The organism is Ideonella flava (assembly GCF_051857595.1).
GTDB lineage: Bacteria > Pseudomonadota > Gammaproteobacteria > Burkholderiales > Burkholderiaceae_C > Ideonella.
The window spans coordinates 78,364-101,301 of sequence record NZ_JBPZHD010000017.1 but is presented as its reverse complement, the minus strand read 5'-3'; the positions used below and the strand labels follow the sequence as shown (position 1 = coordinate 101,301).

The following is a 22,938-nucleotide window of genomic DNA, read 5'->3' as shown; positions in this document are numbered from 1 at the left end:
CAGCCAGCGGCCCGGCAAAGCCGGATCCGCGGCAGCCGCTTGGTAGCGCGGGAGCACCGAGACGCGGATGCGCGCTGACCAACTCCTAGTTGCACAGGGCCTCGCCCCCAGCCGGTCGGCCGCCCAGCGGCTGATCGATCGGGGCGCCGTGCGCTGGCTCGGGCCGCAAGGCTGGCTGGTGCCAAAGAAGGCCGGCGAAGACCTGCCCGAAGGCTGCGAGATCGAGCTGACCGACGATGCCGAGCTGCGCTGGGCATCGCGCGGCGGCCTGAAGCTCGAGGGCGTTCTGCGCGAAAGCGGGCTGCCCTTGACCGGCGCCGTGGCGCTCGACGTGGGCCAGAGCACCGGCGGCTTCACCGACGTGCTGCTGGCCGCCGGCGCGGCGCACGTGGTGGGCGTCGATGTCGGCCACGGCCAGTTGCACCCGCGATTGGCGGCCGACCCGCGCGTCACCGCGCTGGAAGGCGTCAACGCGCGCTCGCTGACCCGTGAGCAGATCGGCGCCGCCATGCCGGCGGCCGGCTTCGACTTCATCACGGGCGACCTGTCCTTCATCTCCCTGACCCTGGTGCTGCCCGCGCTGACCCTCCTGCTGGCACCGACCGGCACGCTGCTCTTGCTGGTCAAGCCCCAGTTCGAGCTGCAGCCGGTCGACATCGGCAAGAAGGGCCTCGTGAAGGACGCCTCCGCCTACGGCCACGTCGAGGCCCGCCTGCGCAAGGCCTGCGGCCGCATCGGGCTCGAGGTGGTGGCCTGGCGCGACAGCCCCACCACCGGCGGCGACGGCAACCGCGAGTTCTTCATCGAGGCGCGACTGGCCTCCTCCCCAGTGACCCCGACCTGATCCGACCATGACCGACACTTCCCGCCCCGAACCGAAGCGCGTGCCGATCAGCTTCGAGTTCTTCCCGCCCAACACCCCCGTCGGCAGCGAGAAGCTGAAGACCGTGGTGCAGGATCTCGCCGCCGTGAAGCCGGAGTTCTTCAGCGTCACCTATGGCGCCGGCGGCTCGACGCGCGAAAAGACCCTGGCCACCGTGCGCGACATCGCGGCCCTCGGCCATGAGGCCGCGCCTCACCTGAGCTGCGTCGGCTCCACGCGCGAAGGCATCGCCGAGATCCTCGCCACCTACCGCGCCCAGGGCATCCGGCGGATCGTCGCGCTGCGCGGCGACCTGCCGAGCGGCACGGCCACCGCCGGCGAGTTCCGCTTCGCCTCCGAACTGGTGGCCTTCATCCGCGAGACGCAGGGCGCCGACTGGCACATCGAGGTCGCGGCCTACCCCGAGTACCACCCGCAGCAGCGTTATGCCCGCCGCGACCTGCAGTTCTTCGTCGACAAGGTCCAGGCCGGCGCGACCTCGGCGATCACCCAGTTCTTCTTCAACCCGGACGCCTACTTCCACTTCGTCGACGAGGTGCGGGCGATGGGCGTCACCGTGCCCATCGTGCCGGGCATCATGCCCATCCACAACTACGCGCGCATCGCCCAGTTCGCCGCGCGCGACGGCATAGAGATCCCGCGCTGGGCGGCGCTGAAGATGGAGGGCTTCCTCGACGACACCGCGTCCATCCGTGCCTTCGGGCTGGACGTGGTGACGCGGCTGTGCGAGCGGCTGATCGCCGGCGGCGCCCCGGGCCTGCACTTCTACACGCTGAACCAGAGCGCGCTCACGCTCGAGGTCTGCCGCCGGCTGGGTCTCTGAGCACCGTGCTCGGGTATCGCCTGCCGCGCTGTGGCGCCGCCGCATCGCGCGGCGACAGCCCTTCTTAAGCCAGATCAAGGCACCGCGGCTGTTGCGGGTTATGCCGGATCCGCTTGCGGGACGGCAAGGGCCGCAAGGCGCTCTTTCGATGCAATGGCGACATGGCCCAAGCGCCATGTCCATTGCAACCCAGAAGGAGTGTTCCCATCATGAAGCGCCCTCTCATCGCGCTCTCCGTGGCCGCCGCCACGCTCGTCCCGCTGGCCTCGCAGGCCCAGGACACGGGCGACTGGATCGTCCGCGCCCGCGCCGTCAGCCTGACTTCGCAGAACGACGACTCGACCGGCCTGGACCTGTCGATCAACGACAAGGTCATTCCCGAAGTCGACATCAGCTACTTCCTGAACCCCAGCTTCGCACTGGAGCTGATCCTCACCTACCCGCAGAAGCAGGACGTGAGGTCCGGCGGCGCGAAGATCGGCAGCTTCAAGCACCTGCCGCCCACGCTCACCGCGCAGTACCACTTCATCGGCCTGGGCGGCTGGCGGCCCTACGTGGGCCTGGGGGTGAACTACACGCACATCTCGGACGTGAGCTGGGATCCCGCCGTCGAGGCCCAGTTGCAGCCCTCACTGAAGAAGGACAGCTTCGGCCTGGCAGCGCAGATCGGCGCCGACGTGCCCATCGGCGGCGGCTGGCTGATCAACGTGGACGTGAAGAAGGTGCAGATCGGCACCGAGGTGTCGTCCTTCGGCGTCAAGGCCGGTGACTTCAAGATCAACCCCTGGCTGGCCAGCATCGGCGTCGGCAAGCGGTTCTGACCTCGCTGGCCGGCCCCGGATCGGCGCGAGCCGGGCCGACGGGACATTCTTCGCGCCGGCGCCTCAGGAAAGCGGGTTGAGCGGTCGTGTGGCGGCCACTTCCCGCAGGACCTCCAGCAGGGCCAGCGCCCCAGGCGACAGCGCGTGCTGGCGGCGGGTCACGAGCCCGTAGGCGTCCAGGGTGAGGCGGGGGTCGAAGGGCAGCACGTCGAGCACCCCTGCCGCCAATTGGGCACGCACCACCTCCTGCGGCAACGCGGCCACCATGTCGCCACCGGCCAGCAAGGCGAGCGTGACCGGCAGGGCCGCCGTCTCGACCGTGCGCGCCGGCATGTCGAGACCGTGGGAGACGAACATCGCCGTGAGGCGATCCCGCAGGATGCTCCCCGCCGGCGGCAGGATCCAGCCCTGGTCCACCAGCTCTTGCACGCCCATCCCTTCGCAGGCGCACAGCGGATGCCCGGCGCGCACGACGAGACGGTGCGGCTCTTCGGCCAGCGGCTCGAAGACCAGCTCATCGGCCACCGAAGGATCGAGGATGCGGCCGATGACAATGTCGAGCGATCCGGCCCGCAGCCGCTCGACCAGCGGCTTGCTGGCGTCGACCTCGATCGCCACATGCAGGCGCTCGTGCCGCGCCTTGAGCCGCTGCACGGCCTGCGGCAGCAGCGACGTCGCCGGCGTGAGCACCGTGCCTATCGCGACTCGCCCGGTCATGCCGGACAGCAGCTCCATCACCTCCTGGTGCGCCAGGCTCATCTCGGCCAGCGCAGCGCTCGCGCGGCGGATCATGACCTCGCCGTACCAGGTGGGTGCCACGCCGCGAGGCAGCCGCTCGAAGAGCGTGACGCCCAGCGTCTGTTCCAGCTCCGACAGCAGCTTGGACGCCGCCGGCTGGGTCAGGTTCGCCGCCTCGGCCGCGCGAAGGATGGACTGGTGCTGGCCGAGCTCCTTGAGCAACACCAGGTGACGCGTCTTCAGGCGCGAGCGGATGAAGCGGTCGGATCGCGGATCGGTCATGGGGCCCGGCGCGGACGCCTCATCCGCTGGAGTTCACTCGTGGTACGGCGGCGAACGCCTGTCGTCGATGAGGATGTCGGCCGCATGGATGAAACGTCCCACGGCACTGGCCAGGAACGAGTCAGTATAGGCAAGCTCCTGCGGCCGGCCGCTGCGTCGATCAGTCTTCGAACAAGGCGTCCGCCAGGCCGGTGACGCCGGGCAAGTGCAAGTGGAACAAGCTGCCGGATTCCGGCGAGCGGGCGAGTGCGGCCGTGTCCATCTCGGCGCGGGCGCTGGTGATCATCAGGTCGTGCAGCCCTTCGCCGCCGAAGGCCGGGCAGCTGGCGTGCGGCGCGGCCAGGCCGACCGACATCAGCCATTCGCCGTCCGGGGCGTATCGAACGACGCGGCCCGCGCCCCACTGCGCGTTCCACAGGCAGCCTTCGGCGTCGACGATGGAGCCGTCCGGACCGCCCCCGGTGACCCGCGCGAACTCGCGCACGTTCGCGACCTTCGCCGCATCGGCGTCGTAGTCGCATTGCAGGATGCGGCCCTGCGCGGTGTCGGTGAAATACATCGTGCGCCCGTCGGGGCTGAAGCAGATGCTGTTGGCGATCGCCACGGCCGGCAGAGCCAGGCGGCGCAGGGCATGGCGTCGCGAGAACTGGTAGAAGCCGCAGATCGGCCGCCGCTCCGGCGACTGGTTGAAGGTGCCGAAGACGAAGTTGCCCTGGCGGTCGGTGCGGCCATCGTTGATGCGGGTGCGCGGCTCGGCGGCTTCCACCGGCACCAGGGGCGAGATCTCCATCCGCTCGCCCTGCTCCCGCCCCCACGCCAGGCCCTTGGCCAGGCCGAGCAGCAGCCGGCCGGAACGGCACAGGGCGAAGGAGCCCAGCCTGTCCGGCAGCGCACAGCGAGTGGGCGCGTGCCCCGGGCCGGCCCAGCGCCACAGGCAGGATGCCTCGATGTCCGTCCACAGCCAGCGCCGGCGTGCCGTATCCCACAGCACGCCCTCGCCGAGCGTGCACCGCGCCTGCAGCGCCAGGCTGGCGACGGCTTCGTTGGATTCGATGATCGACATGGACAGACGTTCGCGATGAGTCATCCGGCCTGGCCGTGCCAGGCCTGCGCGAAAGCACGTGCACGGACCGCCACTTCAGCCGCACTGCGGCCAGGCGAATACAAGGCCGATCCCAGGCCCGCGCCACCGGCCCCGGCAGCGCGCCAGGCAGCCAGGCTCTCGGGCGTCACGCCGCCCACGGGCAGCACGCGCAAGGCCGGCGGCAACACCGCGCGCCAGGCCTTGAGCACCGGCGGCGGCAAGGCCTCGGCCGGGAAGAGCTTGAGCGCATCGGCACCGGCCGCGCGCGCGGCAAAGGCCTCGGTAGGCGTGGCCACACCGGGAATGCACAGCAGCCCTTGAGCCTTCGCGGCGCGGATCAACGCCGTGTCGGCATGCGGCATCACGACGAGCTCGCCGCCGGCGGCCTGCAACGCCGCGATCTCTTCGATGGTCATCACCGTGCCGGCGCCCAGCAGCACCTCGGCCGGCAGCGCCGCGCGCAAGGCTGCGATCGATTCGAAAGGCCGCGGGGAATTCAGCGGAACCTCGATGAGGCTGAAGCCGGCATCGACCAGCGCTTGGCCGATGGCCGGCGCCTCTTGCGGCGTGAGCCCGCGCAGGATGGCCACCAGCGGCAGCCTGGCCATCGCGGCTTCGAGGCGAGGGGACGGCACAGGGCCGGGGTCGCGGTCAGGCAGGTTGGACATGAAGAGGGTTCCGGTTCAGTGCACCCAGCCGGCCGACAGCGCCTGCTGCCACAGGCCGGCTGGCGCCGTGTGATCGATGTGGCTCACGTCCTCGCGGCCGAGCTGCTGCAGGGCGCGGCGATAGCGCTCGCAAAGCGCGGGCTCGCCGACGAGGACCAGCGGCCGGCGTGGGTCGGCCTGTGCGAGGCCGGCCACCAGTTCGTGGCCTATGAGCAGACCCGACAGGAAGTCGCCCAGATCGTCGGCCTGGCACAGGCCGAACAGGCCCAGCGTGCGGGTGGCGAACAGTTGGTGTGCGAGGTCGCGTCCGCCGTTGCGCTGCGCGGCGGCCACGCCTTTGTCAAAGGCCGTGTGGTCGGAGGTGTCACGCGATGGCGTGGTCATCAGCCGGCCGAGCACCGAGTGCTGGCGGAGCACGGCGTACAACTCGCCGGTCATGCGGGTGGCGAAGCTCATCACCCGGCCGCCTTGCAATCGCGCCCACTTGGAATGGGTGCCGGGCAGGACCAGCATCGCATCGGCCGCATCCTGCGGGCGCTGCGCCAGCACGCCGGCGATCTGCGTCTCTTCCCCCCGCATCACGTCGGGCGTGCCGTCCGCTTCGCGGCAGCTCAGGCCCGGCAGGATCTTCAACTCGCCGCCGGCCCAGGGAACGCTCACCGCGTGCGCGTGCAGCCCGGCCAGCTCGATTGGGCACTCGGCATACGGCGCCTCGCGCCAGCCATGGGCACTGCCAACCATGCCGCAGGCCACGGAGGGCAAGCCGGGGTGCTCGCGCAGCCAGTCGTTGGCCACGGCTTGCAGTGCCGCTTCGAATCCTCCGGCGCCCGCGCCGAGGGTCGATGCGCCCGCCTCGCTCGCCCGCGTGTCAAGCACTGCCCCATCGGCGCCCAGCAGGTAGGCGCGCAGCCGGGTGCTGCCCCAGTCGACGGCCAGCAGCCTCGCGTCGGCCATCACCACTCCGCGACGCTGCCGTCGGCATGGCGCCAGACGGGGTTGCGCCAGTCCTTGGCGCGTTGGCTCGCTTCGATGACCGCCTCTTCGTCGATCACCACGCCCAGGCCCGGCCGCTCGCTGGCCGCGACGTAGCCGTCCTTCACCGCGAAGTCCTCGCGGTTCTTCACGTAGTCCAGCAGCTCGGCATCGCTGTTGTAGTGGATGCCCATGCTCTGCTCCTGGAACACCGCGTTGTGCGAGACCAGGTCGACCTGCAGGCAGGCCGCGAGCGCAACCGGCCCCAGCGGGCAGTGCGGCGCCAGCGCCACGTCATGCGCCTCGGCCATCGCCGCGATCTTCACGCACTCGGTGATGCCGCCGGCGTGCGAGAGGTCGGGCTGCAGGATGGCGATGCCGCCGGTCGCGAAAAGGCGCTTGAAGTCGAAGCGAGAGAACATGCGCTCGCCGGCCGCCAGCGGGATCGAGGTGGCTTCGGCCAACCGCGGATAAGCCTCGGCCTGCTCGGCCAGCACCGGCTCCTCGACGAACAGCGGCCGCAGCGGCTCCAGCTCGCGCAGCAGCACCTTGGCCATCGGCAGCGCGACGCGGCCGTGAAAGTCGATGCCGAAGTCCACCGTGTTGCCGAAGGCCGCGCGGATCTGCGCGAACTTCTCGATCGCGGCATCGACAGCGGCGTGGCTTGCCACCATGTCGAACTCCTCGGTGCCGTTCATCTTGAAGGTGTCGAAGCCCAGCTCGCGGGCGCGGCGGATGCCTTCGACCACCTCGGCCGGCCGGTCGCCGCCGACCCAGCAGTAGGTCTTCATGCGGTCGCGTACCCGTCCGCCCAGCAGCTGGTAGACCGGCACGCCCATCGATTGGCCGAAGATGTCCCACAGCGCCTGGTCGATGCCGGCGATGGCGCTCATCAGGATCGGCCCGCCGCGGTAGAAGCCGCCGCGGTACATCACCTGCCAGAGGTCGTTGATGCGGCGCGGGTCCTGGCCGACCAGGTAGTCGGCCAGCTCGTGCACGGCCGCCTCCACCGTCTTCGCCCGGCCCTCGACGACCGGCTCGCCCCAGCCGACGATGCCCTCGTCGGTCTCGATCTTGAGGAACATCCAGCGCGGCGGGACGCGGTAGGTGGTGAGCTTGGTGATCTTCATGGGGCGCGAGGGTAGACCGGCGCCGCCTGCCGCGGAAATGCCGTTTCACGGCATTGGTATGTGATATCGATATAGCTCCTCGCGACCGTGAGGCAGCCAAGGCCGCCCACGCCGGCCTCAGCGCTCCCAGACGACGCCGTCCTCGGTCAGCAGCGCATCCAGCGGCATGTCATGCGGCTCGGGCTCGAGCCAGGGCACGTAGCCGTGCGCATAAGCGAGGCCGGCCGTGGCCGGACGTGGTTGCAGCGCCGCCAGAGTGCGGTCATAGAAGCCGCCCCCGTAGCCCAGGCGCACCCCGGCCGGCCCGAATCCGACGCAAGGCACGAGCAGCAGCTCGGGATGGAACTCCTCGGTGTCCTTGGGCTTGGGGATGCCGTAGGCGTCCTCCTCCATCGGGCAGCCCGGATACCAGACGTGGAAGCGCAGCTGCTTGGTCTCTCGGTCCATCACGGGCAGGCCGATGCGCCTGTCCTCGTGGCCGTCGCTCCAGCGGTACAGCGCCGGCAGCGCGTCGAACTCGCCCTTGATCGGCCAGTAGGCCCCTATCGTCTGCTCCTTGCGGCTGATCAGCCACACCTGCAGCACCTCCTGCAGATGCGCGGCGCGCTGGTGGCGGTCCAGCAGGGCCATGCGCTCGGCCTGCAACTGCTTGCGCAGCACGGCCTTGTCGCGCGAGGGTTCGAGGTTCAGCTTGAAGGGCAGGCTCATGGTCTGTGGCGCGGACGAGACGTTCATCCGATTGTGCCGCTCTCGAAGCCCCGGTGCTGCGCCATTCCTGCCCCGCCGACTCGCCTTGATCATCAAGGACTTGGCAAGGATCACGACCTGCAGATGACGCGTTATTGCTGATTTGGCAATGGAGCGTTTGCGGGCCACGCGTTGGTGGCGCCCGGGTAACTACCTAGAGTCGCGGCTCCAGAAACCGATCCGCAACCTAGGAACCATGTCCGTGCACACCCGTACCCTGGCCCCGATCGCGCTGGCGCTCGCGGCCCTCGGCGGAAACGCCCTCGCCCAATCCTCCGTCACTGTCTATGGCCGCGTCGACCTTTCGCTGGCGCAGCAAGCCGACGCAGTCGACAACAAGGAAGTCCGCAACGGCTCCGGCAGCCGACTGGGCTTTCGAGGCAACGAAGACCTGGGCGACGGCTTGAAGGCCTTCTTCCAGCTCGAGCATCGCTTCAACGCCGACGACGGCACGCAGTCCACCACCCGCTTCTGGGAAGGCCGCTCGCTGGTCGGCCTGGAGGGCACCTTCGGCCGCGTGTGGCTCGGCCGTGACGAAAACCCGGCTTACACCTACAGCCAGAGCGTGGCCGACCCCTGGGGCACCGACACGGTCGCCTCCAACGGCAGCATCGTGAACGGCCGCATCGGCACGACCCGCTACAGCAACACGGTGAACTATCGCTTCGCCATCGCCGGCTTCACCGCCGCCGCGCAGGTCGCTGAAGCCGAAGGCAACACCCCGGCCACCGGAACCGGCACCAAGAAGCCCTACAGCCTGGGCGGCTCGTACGCGAACGGCCCGATCGTGATCGGCGTCGGCTACGAGAACCCGGCCGCCGAGGAAGACTACTGGGCCAGCATCAACGGCAGCTACGACTTCGGCATGGTGAAGGTCGGCGCCTTCTTCGGCACCGGTCACGACGGCAGCGACGACAAGCGCCAGTCCTGGCTGGTCTCGGCCACCGCGCCGATCGGCCAGGGCCAGCTGCGCGCCAGCTTCGGCCAGCTCAAGAACAAGGACACCGACGTGATCCTGGACCGCCAGGTCGCCATCGGCTACCACTACGCCCTGTCCAAGCGCACCACCGTCTACGCTGACGTGGTGCACGAAGGCCGAGACGACATTCCGGACAACTACAAGAAGACCGGTTACGACTTCGGCATCAAGCACAACTTCTGATCGCCGATCGGGCGGCAGCGGCGACGATTCCCGCCGCGCTTGTCAGAGATCTCCGTCGTGCTGCCGCGTGGGGACGCGGCGTGAGGCATGCCACGCGAGATATTGGGGCCGCCCGAAAGGGAGGCCCTTTTTTTGTCTCCGGGATCCGTCGGGGAGCGACTCGAGCCTCGCCGGCTTGACTTGCCTACACTGCGGCGCGAATGGCCGCCTCACCCGCCCCCGAGATCGTTGCCTGGAGCAGCGAACTGCTCGCGCCGCTCGGCGCTGTGCGCGTCAAGCGCATGTTCGGCGGATGGGGGCTTTATGTGGACGAGGTCTTCATCGCCATCATCGTGGGTGAAGACCTGTACCTGAAGACGGACGGCGACAGCCGCCCTGCGTTCGAGGCCGCCGGATGTCGCCCGTTCGAATACCGGGCGGCCGACGGCCAGCACGTGGCGATGAGTTACTGGAGCGCGCCGGCGGAGGCGATGGAATCGCCGGCGCAGATGCTGCCCTGGGCGCGGCGGGCGCTGGCTTCGGCACTGCGGGCCAGGACCAGCAAGCGGCCGGCCAGGCCACGGGCGCCGCGCGCGACGGCCCGGGCCAAACGGCCTGCGAAGACCAGCGCCAAGGGCTGAGAGGGCTGCGGCCGCCAGGCCAGCCAGGCCGGCTCGCCCTGCCGCCACGCCTCGACTGTGACCGCATCGCCACGTTCGAGCCAAAGGCTCTCGCCGGTGGCCAGGACATGGTCGTCGAAGTCACCATCGCGCGTCAGCCAGGCGCGGCCCGCTTGCACGGCGATCCAGCCGGCTTCGGCCGCGACCCAGCGGCGCACGCCCGGCAGGGCGAGGCTGCTGGGGGCCCCCAGCTGGGGCAGGGACAAGGCAGCGAAGGAATGCGTGCTCATCATCAATCTCCTGTCGTCCGGGAACGTTTCCCGATGCGCTGCATCATGCGCGGCTCACCGGGTTTGCACCAATGCTTTCGAAGACCTGGATTGATCTCATTTCGTTATGAATAAACCAAGTTCCAGGCCTTTGTCGCTGGACTATCTGCGCAGCTTCGAGGCCGTCGCGCGAAGGCTGTCCTTCAGCGCCGCGGCCGAGGATCTGCACCTGACGCAGCCGGCCATCAGCCGACAGATCAAGGCCCTCGAAGAGGACCTCGGCACCCCCTTGTTCAACCGCGGCACGCGCCGGGTCGAACTGACGGGCGCCGGCGTGAGTCTGTTACGGGCCGTGGAGCCCATGCTGGGTCGGCTGGACGCCACCGTGCGGCAGATCCGCATCGCCCAGGGGCGGGCGCAGATCAGCCTGTCGACCTTTCCGTCCTTCGCCACGCTCTGGCTGATGCCGCGGCTGTCGGACTTCGAGCGCGAGCATCCGGGCATAGACATCCGGCTGTCGGCCACCGATCGCCTGGCGGACGTGGAGGATCCGGACCTCGACCTGCTGCTGCGCCATTGCCGGCCCGAGCACGCGCCGCCCGGCGCGGAGCGGATGTTCGGCGAGTTGCTCACGCCGGTCGTCGGGGCCCGCATGGCGGATGCCATCGCCCGCGGCGACGCGCCGCCACTGAAGCAGCCGGCCGACCTGGCCCTGCACACGCTGGTCGAGGTGGAGGACCACACGCCCAGCGCCCAGGCCCTGGCCTGGCCGGCCTGGCTGGCCGCCCAGGGGCTGACGCACCTGGAGCCGCGGCGCTGGTACAGCGTCAACTTCAACCACCAGCAGATCCAGGCGGTCCTGGCCGGCCAGGGCGTGGGCTTGGCCTGGCTGCCGATGGTCCACGACGCACTGGCACGCGGCGAGCTGGTCGAACCTTTCGGCACGAAACTGCGGCTGGCGTCGCCCTTCGCCTATTGGCTGGTGACGCTGGACACAACAGGCAGCCGCGCGCCGCGCCCCGAACTCGCCGCCTTGATCGACTACGTGCGCCGGCATGCGGCCGAGACGCGGCGAGCCATCGGCGAAGAGAAAGCCTGATGCGCGGTCCGCATGGCCGCCATCAGCACATCGCATCCATCCGCGGGCCGATCCCGCCTAGCATGGCGGGCCATCCAACGCTCCTGACACTCCGCCATGCAGCTCTACATCGGCAACAAGAACTATTCCTCCTGGTCCATGCGGCCCTGGGTCGCGCTGCGCCAGTTCGGCATTCCCTTCGAAGAGGTGATGGTGCGCTTCGACGACATGGAGGCCACGTCGCCCTTCAAGACCCGGCTGGCTCAGGTCTCGCCGGCCGGGACGGTGCCGGTTCTTGTCGACGACGGGTTCGCTGTCTGGGACACCCTGGCCATTGCCGAGTACGTGGCCGAAAAGTTCCCCGAGCACGCCTTGTGGCCGCGTGACAGCAAGCGCAGGGCCCGCGCACGCAGCCTGTGCGCGGAAATGCACGGCGGCTTCCGCGCCCTGCGCAACGCGTGCCCGATGAACATCGAGGCCTCCATGCCCGACATCGGCCAGCGGGTGCTGGCCGAGGACGCAGCCATGCGGGCCGACCTGGCACGTCTGGTCCAGGCCTGGACCGACGCCCTGGCCGAGTCGGGCGGCCCCTTCCTGTTCGGCGAGTTCAGCCTGGCCGATGCCTATTTCGCGCCCGTGGTCAGCCGCATCAGGACGTTCGTGTTGCCCTTGCCGCCGGCGGCCTCTGCATGGGCCGAGCGGGTCTGGACGACGACCGCCGTGCAGGCCTGGGTGGCCGATGCGCTGGAAGAAAAGCAGTTCGTCGCTTTCGACGAACCGTACCGTACTGCACGCTGACCAGCCCTCTGCGAAACCATGTCATCCATGCAGCTCTACATCGGCAACAAGAACTACTCCTCCTGGTCCATGCGCCCCTGGGTCGCACTGCGGCACTTCGACATCCCGTTCGAGGAGGTGTTGATTCGCATCGACGGCTTCGAGCCCGGCTCGAAGTTCAAGCAGCGCCTCGCGGAAGTCTCGCCCGCCGGCACGGTGCCGGTGCTGGTCGACGATGGCTTTGCCGTCTGGGACACGCTCGCCATCGGCGAGTACCTGGCCGAGAAGTTTCCGCAGCACGCCCTCTGGCCTCGCGGCACTCGGGCGCGTGCCCGCGCGCGTAGCCTGTGCGCCGAGATGCACGGAGGCTTTGGCGCCCTGCGCCAGGCCTGCCCGATGAACATCGAGGCCTCTCTGCCCGAGGTGGGCCGGCGAGCGCTGTCCGAACAGCCTGGGGTGCAGGCCGACCTGGATCGCCTGGCAGCTGCATGGTCCGACGCCCTCGCGAGCTCCGGCGGGCCCTTCCTCTTCGGCGAGTTCAGCTGGGCCGATGCCTACTTCGCGCCGGTCGTCGCCCGCACGCGGACCTATGGCTTGTCGCTGCCCACCGTGGCCTCCGCGTGGGCCCAGCGCGTGTGGGCAAGTGCGGGCGTGCAAGCGTGGGTGACCGACGCGCTGAAGGAGAAGGATTTCCTGTCTTTCAACGAGCCGTACCGCAGCACGCGTTGATGGCGCCAGTCGTGCCCAGCCCTTCACGCAGGGATGCGGGAGGGCTGCGGTACATTGCCCGGATGCCCTGGATTTCCACTGTGCGCGCCGCGTTGCGCCGGGCCCCAGCCATGGCGGGCGCACTGACCGGCGCGGCCCTGTTGTGCTGCGCCCTCGCCCTGCCCTCTCCCGCGTCCGCCCAGGACCGTGACGACCCCATCCGCGCCGCCCGCGACGCCTTCGCCAAGAAGGACAAGGTGCGCCTGGCCAACCTGCGCGCGCAGGTGCAGGACGCCCGGCATCCGCTCGCACCCTGGGTCGACTATTGGGAGCTGACGAACCGCCTGGGCGAAGTCCGCAGCGAGGAGGTCGAGGCCTTCTACCAACGCTGGCCCGGCAGCTACGTCGAGGATCGCTTGCGCAACGACTGGCTGCTCGAGGTGGGCCACCGGCGCGACTGGGAGGCCTTCTCGCGGGACTTGCCCCGCTTCAGGATGAACGATGACCGCCAGGTCAGCTGCTACGGGCTGGTTGCCGACTTCCTGGCGAACAAGGACATCCGCGAGACCGGCCTGAAGGCCTGGATGGCCCAGCGCGAGCCCGACGAGGGCTGCCAGCTCCTGGGCCAGACGATGTTCGACGCCAAGCTGATCGCAACCGACGAGGTGCTGCGCAAGCTGCGATACGCCACCGAGATGAACCGCGTGCAGCTTGCCCGCCAGACCGCGGGCCTGTTGGGCGACTCGGTCGCCAAAGCGGTCAACGAGCTGTTCGACAACCCCGCGAGATACCTCGCGACCCGGGCCAGCAACATCGGCCACCTGCGCATCGAGCTGGCCTCGCTCGCACTGGCTCGCATGGCGGCCAACGACACCGAAACCACCGCCCGCCTGCTGGACGATCGATGGGCGGGCGCGCTGGGCGCCGAGCACGGCGCCTGGGCCTGGGCCCAGCTGGCGAAGCAGGCCGCGCTGGCTCTCAAGCCGGAAGCCGTGACCTACAGCCGCAATGCCTGGGACACCCTGGCGAAGAAGGACCGCGCCGCGCCCGACTGGAGCGACGAGACGCTCGGCTGGCTCGCCCGCGCCGCCTTGCGCCAGGCCGCTGGCCAGCCCGATCGCTGGCGCCTGGCCCAGCGCGCGATGGATGCGATGAGCGCGACCGAGCGCAACGACCCGACATGGCAGTACTGGCGGGCCCGCGCGCTCCAGGCCCTGGCCAAGCCCGGCGAGGCGGGAGATGCCACGCGCGCCGAAGCGCAGCAGATGCTCGCCGGCCTGGCGGGCCAGCTGCACTTCTACGGCCTGCTGGCCGCCGAGGACCTCGGCCAGATCCAGCCGCTGCCGGCCCGCGGCACCGCGCCCAGCGACACCGAGCGGTCGGCGGCGCGAGCCCTGCCCGGTCTGCAACGCGCGCTGGGCATGATCGGCGCCGGGCTGCGCAACGAGGGCGTGCGCGAGTGGAACTTCACCCTCATCGGCATGAGCGACCGCGAGCTGCTGGCCGCCGCGCAGCTGGCCTGCGAGCGCGAGATCTGGGACCGCTGCATCAACACCAGCGAGCGCACCAAGGCCGAGATCGACATCGAGCAGCGCTATCCGCAGCCCATGCGCGCCGACGTGATCGCCAAGGCCAGGGACATCGACCTCGACCCAGCCTACGTCTACGGCCTGATCCGCCAGGAATCGCGCTTCGTGATGGATGCGCGATCGAGCGTCGGCGCGTCGGGCCTCATGCAGATCATGCCGGCCACGGCGAAGTGGACGGCGAAGAAGATCGGCGTGGATTTCAAGCCGGCCATGCTCACCGACCGCGACACCAACCTCAGGCTCGGCACCGCCTACCTCAAGCTCGTGCTCGACAACCTCGACGGCTCGCAACCCATGGCCGCGGCCGCCTACAACGCCGGCCCCAACCGCCCGCGCCGCTGGCGCGAGGGGCCGGCGATGGAGCCTGCGATCTGGGCCGAGAACATCCCCTTCAACGAGACGCGCGACTACGTCAAGAAAGTCTTGACCAATGCCACCGTCTACGCGAGCCTCATCAGTGGCAAGCCCGCCTCGCTGAAGGCCCGGTTGGGCGCGCCGATCGGGCCGCGCGCGGCCAGTGCCCCGCTGCCGGACCCGGATTTGCCCTGAAGTGCTTGGTGCCCTCGCTGCGAAGGGCAGAGGAACTCCGTCATGGCAGAACCTGCAGAAATCCGCTTCGCGGCCGGCGTCGCGCCGCCGCCGGGCTACTGGCTGATCCTGGGCGGCAGCGGCTTCCTGGGCCGCGCGCTGGGCGAGATCCTGTGCCGCCCGGGCCACGATGACGGACCGTGGATCCTGGTCCCGACGCGGCACATGGCTCGGGGCCTGGCGTCGCTGGGCGCGCTGCCGCGAATCGACGTCGTCGAGGCCGACCTGCACGAAGACAGCGTGCTGAGCCGGCTCATCGAAGGCGCGAGCGCCGTCGTGAACCTGGTGGGCATCCTGCACGGCAGCGAGCGCGAGTTCGAGCAGGCGCATGCCGAGCTGCCCCGCCGCCTGGTGGCCGCCTGCCGCCGGGCAGGGGTGCGGCGGGTGGTGCACGTCAGCGCGCTGGGCGCCTCGCCTGATGCGCCGTCCCGCTACCTGCGCAGCAAGGCCGCGGGCGAAGCGGTCATCCGCGAATCGGGCCTGGACTTCACCATCCTCAGGCCTTCATTGATGTTCGGCGCCGACGACCACCTGCTCAACCTCTTCGCCTCGCTGCAACGCACGGCGCCGGTGATCCCGCTGGCCGCTGCGGATGCGCGCCTGCAGCCGGTGTGGGTGGACGATGTCGCCGAGGCGGTGAGGCGAAGCCTGGCGCACCCCGAAACCATCGGACGGACGTACGAATGCGCCGGCCCGCAGGAGATGACCCTGGCCGAGCTCGTTCGCCTGGCCGGCGAATTCAGCGGACACCCGCGCCCAGTGCTGCCCCTGTCGCCGGCGATGGCCCGGTTGCAGGCCTGGCTGATGGAGTGGCTGCCCGGCGAGCCGCTGCTCACGCGTGACAACCTGGCGTCCCTTCAGGTGCCCAACATCGCGCACGAAGGAGCTGAAGGACTCGAGGCCCTCGCCATCCGGCCCACCCCGCTGGCCGCTGTCGCGCCGGGGATCCTCCATCAACACAGCCCCGCAACGCACATGGCCGAGTTGCGGTCGCGAAGCCGATGAGGCGATACATCGTCGGAGGCGCGGTGCGCGACGCCTTGCTGGGCCGGCCCGTGAACGACCAGGATTGGGTCGTCGTCGGTTCGACACCCGAAGCGATGACGGCCGCAGGCTACCTGCCGGTCGGCAAGGATTTCCCGGTCTTCCTCCACCCCCAGACGCACGAGGAGCACGCGCTGGCCCGCACCGAGCGCAAGACCGCGCCGGGCTACCGCGGCTTCGTGGTGCACGCGGATCCGGGTGTCACGCTGGAAGACGACCTGCGCCGCCGCGACCTGACCATCAACGCCATCGCCAAGGACGAGCACGGGGCGCTGATCGATCCCTACGGCGGCCAGCGCGACCTGGAGGCCAGGGTGCTACGCCACGTCAGCGAAGCCTTCGCCGAAGACCCCGTTCGCATCCTGCGCCTGGCGCGGTTTGCCGCCCGCTTCCACGACTTCACGATCGCGCCCGAGACCATGGCCCTGGTGCGGCAGATGGTCGAGGCCGGCGAGGTGGACGCCCTGGTGCCCGAACGGGTGTGGCAGGAGATCGCCATCGGCCTGATGGAGCCGCGCCCCAGCCGCATGCTGCAGGTGCTGCGCGAAGGCGGGGCGCTGGCCCGGCTGCTGCCGGAGGTCGATCGGCTCTACGGCGTGCCCCAGCCCGAGCAGCACCATCCGGAAGTCGACACCGGACATCACCTCGAACTGGTGATGGACCAGGCCGCGTCGATGGAGGCTGCGCTGCCGGTGCGCTTCGCCTGCCTTTGCCACGACCTCGGCAAAGGCACCACGCCGCCCGAGCAGTGGCCTCGCCACATCGGCCATGAGGGGCGCAGCGAGCAGCTCGCGCGGGACGTCGCGGCGCGGCTCAAGGCCCCGACCGAGTGCACCGAACTGGCGGCCCTGGTGGCCAGGGAGCACACCAACATCCACCGCGCGACGGAATGCGGCCCGGCCGCGCTGCTTCGCCTGGTCGAACGCTGCGATGCCTTCCGCCGCCCCGAGCGCTTTGCACAGGCCTTGCTCGCGTGCGAGATCGACGCACGCGGCCGGCTCGGGCTGCAGGATCGCGACTACCCGAGCCGCGCGCTGCTGACCCGGGTCTTCGAGGCCGCCGCCGGCATGCCCACGGCCCCGATCGCCCAGGCCGCGCTGGCCCGGGGCGCCCAGGGCGACGAGATCGCGCAGGCCATTCACCAGGCTCGCGCGCGAGCCGTTGCCGAGGCGCTGGCCACGGCCTGATCAGAGCCGGTGCAGCCGGTCGCCCTCAGCGAAGCCGATCGGCTCGAACGCCAGGCCCGGCGTGGCGAACGCAATGACCTTGAACAGCTCGCCCATCTCGTGTTCGGTGATGAGCTTCTGCGCCAGGGCGCGCTGGCGCAGGTCGGCAGCCTCGAGCAGCGGCGCGATGCCGCAGTTGACGAGGAAGCGGGCCTGGCTCGTGTAGCCGATGACTTCCAGGCCGGCGTCCTGCGCGGCCAGGGCGATGCCGGTGAAGTTGACGTGCGCGGTGATGTCCTTCTGGCCCGGGTCCTCCAGCGGATCCGTGTCCGACTGGTGCGCGCGGTGGCACATCAGCGTGCCGCCGGTGCGCTGCAGGTGGTAGTACTCGGCCTCGGGAAAACCGTAGTCGATGAAGAAGGCGGCGCCGGCGGCCAGCTGCCCAGCCAGCGTGGCGACGAAGGCTTCCGCCTGGGCGTGGATCTCGGTCACGGTGCCGGGCAGGAACGGTCCCTCGTGGGGCGGCCTCAGCTCGCTCGGGCGGTCCGCGAAGACGAGGTGGCCGTCCTGCCACCCGACCCCGCGCTCGGCCCAGCGCTCTCCGTCGAAGCGCAGCAGCTGCACCGGCATCGCGTCGAGCACCTCGTTGCCGAGCACCACGCCCCGCATGGCCTCCGGCCAGCGTTCGGCCCACTGGATGCTGTCGCCAAAGCGGGCGAGCCGGGCCTGCTGGCGCGCCTTCAGTTCCGACGAGAGCTCGACGATGGTGTAGCGCACGAAGGCATGGCCCATGGATGCCAGGCCGTCCAGCACCGATTCGGCCAGGGCGCCGGTGCCGGCGCCGAACTCGAAGACCTCTTCGGTGTCGGTGACCTCCAGCACCTGTGCGACCTGGGCCGCCAGGGCGCGGCCGAACAGCGGCGAGAGCTCGGGCGCGGTGACGAAATCGCTGCCGTCGGCGGGCATGCGGCCGAGCTTGGGGCGCGTGCTGGCGTAGTAGCCCAGGCCCGGCTCGTACAGCGCAATGGCCATGTAGCGGTCGAAGGGCAGCCAGCCGCCGGACTCGTCCACCGCCGAGCGCAGGCGCTCCATCATCGGGTCGCCCGATACACTGCCTGGTTTGCGTTCCTGCATCGCTGGATTGTAGGAAGCGCCAGGCTCGCCCCCCATGGATTCCTCCCCCCCGCCCCTCGATGCCGTGATCGTCGGCGCCGGCCCGGCCGGCTGCAGCGCGGCCTCCTGGGCGGCCCAGACCGGCCTGCGCGTGGCGGTCGTCGAGCGAGGTGCGGAGCCTTGCGCCACGCTGGCGGGCATGGCCTTCGCGCAGGACTGGGTACTGGGTCACGCGTCGACACCCTTGCAGGTGGTGGGCGAGCGGCTGGCGGCACACGCGCGGCAGCAGCCCGGGATCGAATGGCATCTGGGTGTCACCGTGGCCGGCGTGGAGCGAGCCGACGGGTCCTGGCGAGTGAATCTGCACGCAGGCCCGGCGCTTCAAGCCCGCGCGCTTGTGCTGGCGACCGGCATGCGGGCCGTCCGGCCGGATGTCTACTTCGGCACCGGTGCCGCGGTGATGGATGCCAGCGGATTGACGGCACGAAGGGAGCACATGCTGCCGTGCCGCATCCTGCTGCTGGGCGGAGGCGACAACGCGCTCGAGAACGCGGCCTACCTCGCCGGCCGCGGCCACCAGGTCACCCTGTGGACGCGCGACGACTGGCGGGGCCAGGCGCATCTCGTCCGGGCCCTGGCGCCGCATGGGGATCACATCGTGCAACGCCGCCACACCGCGCTGCCGGTCGCGCTGCGGCCCGCACCGGGCGGTGGCATCGAGGCCGAATCCGCGGCCTTCGGCCTGGAGCACTTCGACGCCGCCGCCGTCCTGTTCGGCTATCAGCCCGAACCCGCTGCCTGGGACCAGCTGAACCAGGCGCTGGCCGGCCGGCACGCCCTCCTGCCGGCGGGGCAGGGAGCGGATCAGCTCGGCGTGTTCGTCGCCGGCGATGCCAGCGGGCGATGGCATCCCTGCGTGCAGACGGCCCTGGCCGATGGCGTGCAGGTGGCCAAGCAGCTGGCCGCCTGGCTGGGCGCCGATTCCGGCGGCCGGGTGCAGGCCAGCGCCAAGGCGCCGCTTTCGACCCTCAACAGCCAGATCCTGCAACTGTCGGGCCTGCGCTTCGGTGCCAACCTCGGCGTGCTGGCCCACGAGCGCACCGCGCCGCAACCCATCCAGGTCGACGCCGAGCTCAACCTCGGCGAGCAGCCGGCGCTCGCGCGCGACGCCCACATCGGCCACGTGCTGGACTACCGCAAGGTACGCCAGATCATCATCGACGAGTGCACCGCCGAGCACACCGATCTGCTGGAATCGCTGCTGGCCAAGCTCTGCGTGCGGCTGATGCGCCTGCCCGGCGTGCTGGGCGTGCGCATCCGCGTGGCCAAGCTCGAAATTTTTGACGATTGCGAGGTCGCCATCCGCTGCGACGCCGGCGTGTGGTGACGACGACCATGGACACAAGCACCACGACGACCGAGGCCCAGGCCTCCACCTCCGCTGCCGGGAAGAAGGCCGCGTTCGAGACCAACAAGCTCAGCAAGCGCCTGCACCGCCAGGTCGGCCAGGCGATCGGCGACTTCCGCATGATCGAGGACGGCGACAAGGTGATGGTCTGCCTGTCGGGCGGCAAGGACAGCTACTCGCTGCTGGACATCCTGCTCAACCTGCAGCAGCGCGCGCCCATTCGCTTCGAGATCGTGGCGGTCAACCTCGACCAGAAGCAGCCCGGCTTCCCGGCCGAGGTGCTGCCCGATTACCTGCGCTCGCGGGGCGTGCCCTTCCACATCGAGACGCAGGACACCTACTCGGTCGTGAAGAAGCTGGTCCCCGAGGGCCAGACCATGTGCAGCCTGTGCTCGCGGCTGCGGCGCGGCATCCTCTACCGCGTGGCCAAGGAGCTGGGCGCGACCAAGATCGCGCTCGGCCACCACCGCGACGACATGGTGGTCACGCTGCTGATGAACATGTTCTTCGGCTCGCGCATCAAGGGCATGCCGCCCAAGCTGGTCAGCGACAACGGCGAGCACGTGGTGATCCGCCCGCTGGCCTACGTGGCCGAGACCGACCTGGAGCGCTGGGCCGCGCACCGCCAGTTCCCCATCATTCCCTGCACCCTGTGCGGCAGCCAGGAGAACCTGCAGCGCGTGCAGACCAAGAAGATGATCCGCGAGTGGGAAAGGCTCTACCCGGGCCGCATAGACAACATGTTCAGCGCGATGGGCAACATCACGCTGTCGCACATGATGGACCGCTCGCTCTACCCCTTCGAGACCCTGCGCGCCACCGGCCGCCCGGATCCGGCGGGGGACAAGGCCTTCGACGAGGACGAGGAGGAAGGCTGCGGAACTTCACCTTCGGCAACCGAAGCGCCGGAACCCCAGGTCGTGCGCTGGGATCTCAAAGGCATCTGATTTGCTCTGCCCTTTTCGAGGGGGTGACCGAATGTCCACCGCAAGCCGCTCTTCCGCTGTCCTGGCCGCCGCCTCGGTCGTGCTGGCCACCTTGCTGGCGGGCTGTGCCGCCATGAAGTCCGTCACCAGCGAGGTCAGCAGCTACGGCGACTGGCCCGCCGGCCGCCCCGCAGGCACCTACGTCATCGAGCGCCTGCCCTCGCAGCAGAACCCCAGCCCGCAGCAGCAGGAGGTGGAGCAAGGCGCCCAGCAGGCCCTGCAGTCCGCGGGCTTCACGCCGGCCCCCGAAGGCGCCGCGCCCGACGTGGTGGTGCAGATCGGCGCCCGCGTGACCCGCTACGACCATCCGCCCTGGGACGATCCGTGGTGGTGGCATCCCTATGGCGGCCGCTGGATAGGCCCGGGCTGGGGGCCGTACGCCTGGTCGCCCCGGTGGGCCGGCGGCTGGCGCTGGCGGACCGAATCCGACTACCAGCGCGAGGTCGGCATGCTGATCCGCGACCGCGCCTCGGGCCAGGCCCTGTACGAGGCCCGCGCCCGCAGCGACGGCCTGACGGCGGGCAGCCCGGCGCTGATAGCCGCCATGTTCACCGCGGCGCTGAAGGACTTCCCGCAGTCCAACAACCAGGCGCACGACGTGGCGGTCCAGTTGCCCTAGCCGGCAGCGATCGCGCCGGTTGTAGAGGCGCCGGGTAACGGCGTGTTGTCCGCTGCCCCGATCTGACGGGGCGCGGCGCGGTTCATCGCGAGAGTGGGCCAGGGGCGGAAGTTCCAGACTTCCCTCGCCCTGTCCCTGCCCTCGAGACGATGACCGCCGAAGCCTTCGCGATGGTCCTGGCACGCCTGGAATTCGGCGTGTCGGCCAGCATCCACTACCTGTTCGTGCCCTTGACGCTCGGGCTCGCTCTCGCGCTGTGCCTGATGGAGGCCGCGCATGTGCGTACCGGCGTGGCCGCGTGGGCCGAGGCCGCGCGGTTCTGGCGGCGGTTCTTCGTGCTGGCCTGGCTGGTGGGCATGGCCACCGGCTACCCGCTGCGCTGGCAGTTGCAGGCCCATTGGCCCGGCTACGTGGACCACGCGCAGGAGGTGCTGGCCGCTGTCATGGCCCTGGAGGGCTGGATCGCGCCGCTGATGTTGACTCTGGTGGCCGTGCTGAGCCTGCTCGGCGGCAGCCTCGGCGCCAAAACGCGCTTCAGCCTGAGCGTGATGCTGCTGCTGGCCATGGTGGCGCAGGCCGCCGGCATCCTCACGATGAATGCCTGGATGCAGCATCCCGTGGGCGTTTCGTTCGAGGCCGGCGGCGCACGGCTCGCCTCGCTGGCGGAGGTTTTCGCCAACCCCCATGCGCACGGCAAGATCGCTCACACGCTCGGGGCGAGCGTGGTCACCGGGGCCTTCTTCATCCTGGCCGCCGCGGGGGGCTACCTGCGCGCCGGCCGCCATCTGCCCGTGGCCCGCGTGTCGCTTCGGCTGGGCATCGGGCTGGGTCTGGCAGGCATCGTCGCGACGCTGTACACAGGCCACGAGAGTGCTCTCGACGTCGCTCGCCATCAGCCGATGAAGTTCGCAGCGATGGAAGCGCACTGGACGACCGATGACGACGCGCTGGTGTTGTGGGCCTGGCCCGACGCGGCAACGCAAGTCAACCATGTCGCCCTCGAGCTGCCGCGGGGCATGGGCCTGCTGGTGGGCGGCCCGCCGCCTGCCGGGCTGGTCGAGTCGATCGCCCAGGCCCGGCAGCAGATCCGCCTTTCCCTTCAGCCCGATGCGCCAGGCGCGCTGGCACCGTGGCGCGGTCTGTACCAGCAGGCCGCGCGCCGGCACGCCGCCGACTGGCCGCGCTTGTCGCAGGACACCCGGCTGGACCTGGCGGCGCGCCTGGCGTGCCCCGATGTGCCCGTCCTTTTCGCCAGCTTCCGCCTGATGGCCGCCATCGGCGTGGCACTGCTCGGCGTGCTCGCCCTGGCGTGGCGCCAACGGCTGCGGCTGGAATCCGGCGCGCCAGGCCGGCGCACCGCGTTCTGGCTGATCGCCTGCGCCCCGCTGCCCTGGATCGCCACGCTGAGCGGCTGGGTCGTCGCGGAAATGGGGCGCCAGCCCTGGGTCGTCCACGGCCAGCTGCTGACGGCCCAGGCCGCGGTGCCCCAGGCCGTTGCCGTCGGAGTGTGGCCAGTCGCGGGCCGACTCGCCGGGCTGGTGCTGCTCGGCATCCTGTTCGCCTGCGGTGCCGTGTGGCTGTGGCGTCGCGGCCCCGGGCCGCTGCCTTGGCCGAGCCTGCGGGTGCCTCGCCCCAGCCTTCGATAATCCGTCCTTTCGAGCCGGCCACCCAGTGCCGGCTCCGC

At 70.2% G+C, this 22,938-nt stretch carries 22 protein-coding genes and 2 pseudogenes; 16 read left to right on the top strand and 8 right to left on the bottom strand.

What is annotated here, in order from left to right:
• The first annotated feature begins 67 nt into the window (after positions 1 to 67).
• The 3 genes from ACS5PM_RS30250 (at position 68) to ACS5PM_RS30240 (ending at position 2,527) form a co-directional block, all read left to right on the top strand.
• Entirely contained in the window at positions 68 to 844 is a 777-nt protein-coding gene (locus ACS5PM_RS30250; RefSeq protein WP_439391740.1) for a TlyA family RNA methyltransferase, read from the top strand.
• 7 nt (positions 845 to 851) lie between these two features.
• A complete protein-coding gene (metF, locus tag ACS5PM_RS30245; RefSeq protein ID WP_439391739.1) occupies positions 852 to 1,706 on the top strand; it encodes a methylenetetrahydrofolate reductase [NAD(P)H] in 855 nt (284 codons plus the stop codon).
• A gap of 209 nt (positions 1,707 to 1,915) precedes the next feature.
• Positions 1,916 to 2,527: an OmpW/AlkL family protein gene (locus tag ACS5PM_RS30240; RefSeq protein ID WP_439391738.1), complete on the top strand. Its 612-nt coding sequence runs from the start codon at positions 1,916 to 1,918 to the stop codon at positions 2,525 to 2,527.
• 63 nt (positions 2,528 to 2,590) lie between these two features.
• Here ACS5PM_RS30240 and ACS5PM_RS30235 read toward each other — a convergent pair whose 3' ends face one another.
• The 6 genes from ACS5PM_RS30235 to ACS5PM_RS30210 form a co-directional block, all read right to left on the bottom strand.
• Positions 2,591 to 3,547, bottom strand: coding sequence for a LysR substrate-binding domain-containing protein (locus ACS5PM_RS30235; protein ID WP_439391737.1), 957 nt, complete (start codon positions 3,545 to 3,547; stop codon positions 2,591 to 2,593).
• Between the two features lie 160 nt (positions 3,548 to 3,707).
• Positions 3,708 to 4,610 carry an SMP-30/gluconolactonase/LRE family protein gene (locus ACS5PM_RS30230; RefSeq protein ID WP_439391736.1) on the bottom strand — a complete coding sequence of 301 codons (903 nt, stop codon included), beginning with the start codon at positions 4,608 to 4,610 and terminating at the stop codon, positions 3,708 to 3,710.
• A 20-nt stretch (positions 4,611 to 4,630) separates the two neighbouring features.
• A complete protein-coding gene (locus ACS5PM_RS30225; protein WP_439391735.1) occupies positions 4,631 to 5,299 on the bottom strand; it encodes a 2-dehydro-3-deoxy-6-phosphogalactonate aldolase in 669 nt (222 codons plus the stop codon).
• Between the two features lie 15 nt (positions 5,300 to 5,314).
• Positions 5,315 to 6,253: a 2-dehydro-3-deoxygalactonokinase gene (locus ACS5PM_RS30220; RefSeq protein ID WP_439391734.1), complete on the bottom strand. Its 939-nt coding sequence runs from the start codon at positions 6,251 to 6,253 to the stop codon at positions 5,315 to 5,317.
• Positions 6,253 to 7,401: a galactonate dehydratase gene (dgoD, locus tag ACS5PM_RS30215; RefSeq protein WP_439391732.1), complete on the bottom strand. Its 1,149-nt coding sequence runs from the start codon at positions 7,399 to 7,401 to the stop codon at positions 6,253 to 6,255. Before dgoD ends, ACS5PM_RS30220 begins: the two co-directional genes overlap by 1 nt.
• 117 nt (positions 7,402 to 7,518) lie before the next feature.
• Positions 7,519 to 8,109 (bottom strand): 5-formyltetrahydrofolate cyclo-ligase, encoded by a 591-nt coding sequence (locus tag ACS5PM_RS30210; protein ID WP_439391851.1) that lies wholly within the window; start codon positions 8,107 to 8,109, stop codon positions 7,519 to 7,521.
• Between the two features lie 241 nt (positions 8,110 to 8,350).
• Between ACS5PM_RS30210 and ACS5PM_RS30205 the strand changes: the two genes are divergently transcribed.
• Positions 8,351 to 9,310: a porin gene (locus ACS5PM_RS30205; RefSeq protein ID WP_439391731.1), complete on the top strand. Its 960-nt coding sequence runs from the start codon at positions 8,351 to 8,353 to the stop codon at positions 9,308 to 9,310.
• Between the two features lie 200 nt (positions 9,311 to 9,510).
• Positions 9,511 to 9,771: pseudogene (locus ACS5PM_RS30200) on the top strand (TfoX/Sxy family protein); the annotation flags it as partial.
• Here the strand turns inward: ACS5PM_RS30200 and ACS5PM_RS30195 are convergent.
• Entirely contained in the window at positions 9,756 to 10,199 is a 444-nt protein-coding gene (locus tag ACS5PM_RS30195) for a DUF2917 domain-containing protein (protein WP_439391730.1), read from the bottom strand. The pseudogene ACS5PM_RS30200 and the gene ACS5PM_RS30195 overlap by 16 nt on opposite strands.
• Before the next feature lie 106 nt (positions 10,200 to 10,305).
• Between ACS5PM_RS30195 and ACS5PM_RS30190 the strand changes: the two genes are divergently transcribed.
• The 6 genes from ACS5PM_RS30190 (at position 10,306) to ACS5PM_RS30165 (ending at position 17,149) form a co-directional block, all read left to right on the top strand.
• Positions 10,306 to 11,277: a LysR family transcriptional regulator gene (locus ACS5PM_RS30190; RefSeq protein WP_439391729.1), complete on the top strand. Its 972-nt coding sequence runs from the start codon at positions 10,306 to 10,308 to the stop codon at positions 11,275 to 11,277.
• 96 nt (positions 11,278 to 11,373) lie between these two features.
• A complete protein-coding gene (locus tag ACS5PM_RS30185; RefSeq protein ID WP_439391728.1) occupies positions 11,374 to 12,054 on the top strand; it encodes a glutathione S-transferase family protein in 681 nt (226 codons plus the stop codon).
• Between the two features lie 27 nt (positions 12,055 to 12,081).
• Entirely contained in the window at positions 12,082 to 12,762 is a 681-nt protein-coding gene (locus ACS5PM_RS30180; RefSeq protein ID WP_439391726.1) for a glutathione S-transferase family protein, read from the top strand.
• Positions 12,763 to 12,824: 62 nt separating this feature from the next.
• Positions 12,825 to 14,879: a lytic transglycosylase domain-containing protein gene (locus ACS5PM_RS30175; protein WP_439391724.1), complete on the top strand. Its 2,055-nt coding sequence runs from the start codon at positions 12,825 to 12,827 to the stop codon at positions 14,877 to 14,879.
• 42 nt (positions 14,880 to 14,921) lie between these two features.
• Positions 14,922 to 15,923, top strand: a complete 1,002-nt coding sequence (locus tag ACS5PM_RS30170; protein ID WP_439391722.1) for a complex I NDUFA9 subunit family protein — start codon at positions 14,922 to 14,924, stop codon at positions 15,921 to 15,923.
• Positions 15,920 to 17,149, top strand: coding sequence for a multifunctional CCA addition/repair protein (locus ACS5PM_RS30165; protein WP_439391721.1), 1,230 nt, complete (start codon positions 15,920 to 15,922; stop codon positions 17,147 to 17,149). Before ACS5PM_RS30170 ends, ACS5PM_RS30165 begins: the two co-directional genes overlap by 4 nt.
• On the opposite strand, the gene ACS5PM_RS30160 is transcribed toward ACS5PM_RS30165, so the two are convergent.
• Positions 17,150 to 18,262: a class I SAM-dependent methyltransferase gene (locus ACS5PM_RS30160; RefSeq protein ID WP_439391720.1), complete on the bottom strand. Its 1,113-nt coding sequence runs from the start codon at positions 18,260 to 18,262 to the stop codon at positions 17,150 to 17,152.
• Between the two features lie 34 nt (positions 18,263 to 18,296).
• On the opposite strand from ACS5PM_RS30160, the pseudogene ACS5PM_RS30155 reads away from it, so the two are divergent.
• The 5 genes and pseudogenes from ACS5PM_RS30155 to ACS5PM_RS30135 all read left to right on the top strand — a co-directional run.
• A pseudogene (locus ACS5PM_RS30155) lies at positions 18,297 to 19,163 on the top strand (NAD(P)/FAD-dependent oxidoreductase); the annotation flags it as partial.
• 72 nt (positions 19,164 to 19,235) lie between these two features.
• Positions 19,236 to 19,628, top strand: coding sequence for a dihydroneopterin aldolase (locus ACS5PM_RS30150; protein WP_439391849.1), 393 nt, complete (start codon positions 19,236 to 19,238; stop codon positions 19,626 to 19,628).
• 8 nt (positions 19,629 to 19,636) lie between these two features.
• On the top strand, positions 19,637 to 20,596 hold the full coding sequence (gene ttcA, locus ACS5PM_RS30145; RefSeq protein ID WP_439391719.1) for a tRNA 2-thiocytidine(32) synthetase TtcA: 960 nt from the start codon (positions 19,637 to 19,639) through the stop codon (positions 20,594 to 20,596).
• A gap of 31 nt (positions 20,597 to 20,627) precedes the next feature.
• Entirely contained in the window at positions 20,628 to 21,254 is a 627-nt protein-coding gene (locus ACS5PM_RS30140) for a DUF4136 domain-containing protein (RefSeq protein ID WP_439391718.1), read from the top strand.
• Between the two features lie 149 nt (positions 21,255 to 21,403).
• Positions 21,404 to 22,900, top strand: a complete 1,497-nt coding sequence (locus ACS5PM_RS30135; RefSeq protein WP_439391716.1) for a cytochrome ubiquinol oxidase subunit I — start codon at positions 21,404 to 21,406, stop codon at positions 22,898 to 22,900.
• Positions 22,901 to 22,938 lie beyond the last annotated feature (38 nt).